A 2,814-nucleotide genomic window follows, 5' to 3' on the forward strand; every position below is an offset into this window, starting at 1 on the left:
CAACAGAAACAGTCCGTATGCGGCGATCGACTGGGCGTCGACGATGACGCCGGAACGCATCATCTGTTCGACCTCGTCCCGCGTGAACCACTCGCTGAGCATGTCCTGCTCCTCGTGCTCGCGGTCCGCTTGTCCCTCAACGATTCCGGTGGCCAGAAAGACCCAACCGCTCTGGCTGGTCATTCCTGGAGCCACATCGAGCTGACCGAGCATCTCGAACGACGTTGCGTGCAAACCGGTTTCCTCGCGCAACTCGCGCGCGGCCAGCTCGGCCGGCGCGGCGTCGGCCAAATCGGGAGCGGTGCCCTGCGGAAATTCCCAGCGCCGCGCGCCGACGGGATACCGGAACTGCTCGACCAATCGGAAGCGGTTCTGATCGAAGGGCATCACCAGCGCGTAGGTCGGCTTGTCGACCACGCTGTAGATGCCGGCGCTGCCGTCCGGGCGGCGGATGTCATCCTCTCGAAGCACCAGCCACGGATTCCGATAGATCTCGCGCGTCCCCGCGCATTCGATGAAAGGCACCTCGCCAGTATCGCCGGAATAGCGCACCGGCGAGGAGTAGCGTCCGAAGCCATGCCGTCCCAGGAAGCCATCACAGAGACCGTCAAGCGCTACCTCGACCTCGTCGCCACGGGCAAAGCCGATGACATCGTGCTCCTGTATGCCGCCGACGCCACCATCGAAGATCCGGTCGGGACGGACCTTCGACGCGGCCAAGAAGCCATCCGCGAGTTCTACGCCGGATTCCAAGATGCCAAAAAGGAGACCGAATTGGCCGAACTGCGGGTCGGCACCACCGAAGCCGCGTTCCTGTGGCACCTCACGCTCGACGCCGGGGACACCCGCACCCGAATCTCGCCGATCTCGGCGATGACGTTCGACGACGACGCGAAGATCACTTCGATGCGCGCGTTCTGGTCGCCGTCGGACGTCAAGGTCCTCTAGCCGAGCGAATCGGGTCCGCGCGACTTCGCTTGTCACGGTTGCGCCTTCGCCACCGGGCCAGCTCCCAGTGGCATAGTCGTAGCAACCGAAAGAGCGCCAACGTCACCAGAGGTGGGGAGGATGCCGAGCCACATCATCGTCAGCGGTGACGACGCGCTGGCGACCACCATCACCCGGGAGTTGAAGAACGCGGGCGCGCGCGTTGTAAAGCTCGCCACCGCGGCCGATCTCGCCAACGCCGGCGTCGCGCACGCGGCCGCCATCGTCTGCGCGGGGCCTGACGACGCGAGAAATCTCGAAATCGCCTTGCTGGCAAGGAGCGCCAACCCGAATTTGCGCGTGGTGGCGCGGCTGGCCAACGAGGTGCTGCGGTCGGCCGTGGCGGCCGACAACGGCCTCGGCGCCATCCTCGACGTGGCCGACCTGGCGGCACCGTCGGTGGTCGAGGCGTTACTGGACCTCACCTCGCACCCCATCAGGGTGGCCGGCATCGAGTTCATCGTCTCGGGCACGGAGGCGCGATACGACGCGACGCTGCGCGAGCTCTACGCCGATCTGGCACCGGTGGCGATAATCCGCGCCGACGGCACCCCCCATGCCGGTGAGGTCGTCCCCTGTCCGGGGCGCGACGCGCCGGTGCGCGCCGGTGACTGGACCGCGATGATCGGGACCGCCGGGGAGTTGGCCGCCCGCGGCATCCAGGTCAAGCGGCCGAAGGCAACCCGCGTGCGCAGGCCGGTGCTGCGGCGGGCCCTCGACCCGGTGCGAACCCTTCGCCATGACATCAACCCGTTGTTTCTACGCGCGTTGATCGCCGCGCTCGCGTTGCTGATCGGTTCGACGGTCTTGCTCCGCTTCAGCTACCACAAACCGGGCATGTCGTGGATCGACGCGATCTACTTCGCGTCCGAGACGATCTCGACGGTCGGCTTCGGCGACTTCAGCTTTGTCCAGCAGAAAACCTGGCTGCGGATCTTCAGCGTCTTGCTCATGTTCGCCGGCGTTACCACCACCGCGGTCCTCGTCGCGTTCGCCGCCGACCTGCTGCTGTCGCGCCGCTTCGTCCAGTCGGCCGGCCGGCGCCGGGTTCGCCAGATGCGCAACCACATCATCGTCGTCGGGCTGGGCTCGTTTGGCATTCGCGTGGTCGGCGATCTGCATTCCGCGGGATACGAAGTCGCGGTCGTCGAGCGCGATGAGAACAACCGCTTCCTGTCGACGGCGGCCGAACTCGACGTGCCGGTGATCTTCGGGGACGCGACGCTGCGCCAGACGCTGGAACTCGCCGGCCTCGAACATGCCCGCGCGGTGGCGGTGCTGACCCAGGACGACATGGTCAACATCGAGACCGGGATCGTCCTGCGCGAGGTGTTGGGACCTCGGGTGATGCCCCAGCTGATCCGGCCGGACGTCCCGCTCGTGCTGCGCGTATTCGACCGCACGCTGGGAGCGGCGGTCGCACAGCGATTCGATTTCGAAAACGTGCTGTCGACCGTCGACCTGGCGGCGCCGTGGTTCATCGGCGCCGCGATGGGTCTGCAGGTGCTGGGCACCTTCTGGGTTGGGCAGCGGGCCTTCATGGTTGGCGCAATGCTCGTAGCAGCGGGCAGCGAACTCGATGGACTGCGAATGGTCGACCTGTCGACCGAAACTCGCGTTATCGCGATCACCCGGCCGGATGGGCCGATCAGCTTGCGTCCACGCCGCAATGCCCGAATGACCGCCGGCGACACCGTGTATCTCACCGGCCCGTACCGCGAGCTGATCGCGATGCTGCGTAAGGGTCAGCCTCCACCGCAGACCTCGACCACCGGTGGTCTCGCCGCAGCCCTGGCGGCCGCGCGTTCGCCGCATCGGCCGCAGCAA

The 2,814-nt window shown here is 66.7% G+C and carries 3 protein-coding genes; 2 read left to right on the plus strand and 1 reads right to left on the minus strand.

Annotation, left to right across the window (positions count from 1 at the left end; genetic code table 11):
* Window positions 1–525: NUDIX hydrolase (locus JOZ00_RS26185; protein WP_293350305.1), on the minus strand; the 525-nt coding region annotated here is incomplete at its 3' end.
* A gap of 51 nt (window positions 526–576) precedes the next feature.
* Between JOZ00_RS26185 and JOZ00_RS26190 the strand changes: the two genes are divergently transcribed.
* The gene (locus JOZ00_RS26190) at window positions 577–948 is read left to right on the plus strand and encodes a nuclear transport factor 2 family protein (protein WP_293350308.1); all 372 of its coding nucleotides are present in this window, start codon (window positions 577–579) and stop codon (window positions 946–948) included.
* 120 nt (window positions 949–1,068) lie between these two features.
* The coding region (locus JOZ00_RS26195; RefSeq protein ID WP_293350311.1) for an NAD-binding protein at window positions 1,069–2,814 on the plus strand (1,746 nt) is incomplete at its 3' end.

Origin of the sequence: Mycobacterium sp. (assembly GCF_019243155.1) — a bacterium.
In the GTDB taxonomy this organism is placed as follows: domain Bacteria; phylum Actinomycetota; class Actinomycetes; order Mycobacteriales; family Mycobacteriaceae; genus Mycobacterium.

Bases quoted from the DNA above. Each gene is read 5' to 3' on its own strand.
- JOZ00_RS26190 (WP_293350308.1), top strand. From the start codon at position 577: ATGCCGTCCCAGGAAGCCATCACAGAGACCGTCAAGCGCTACCTCGAC.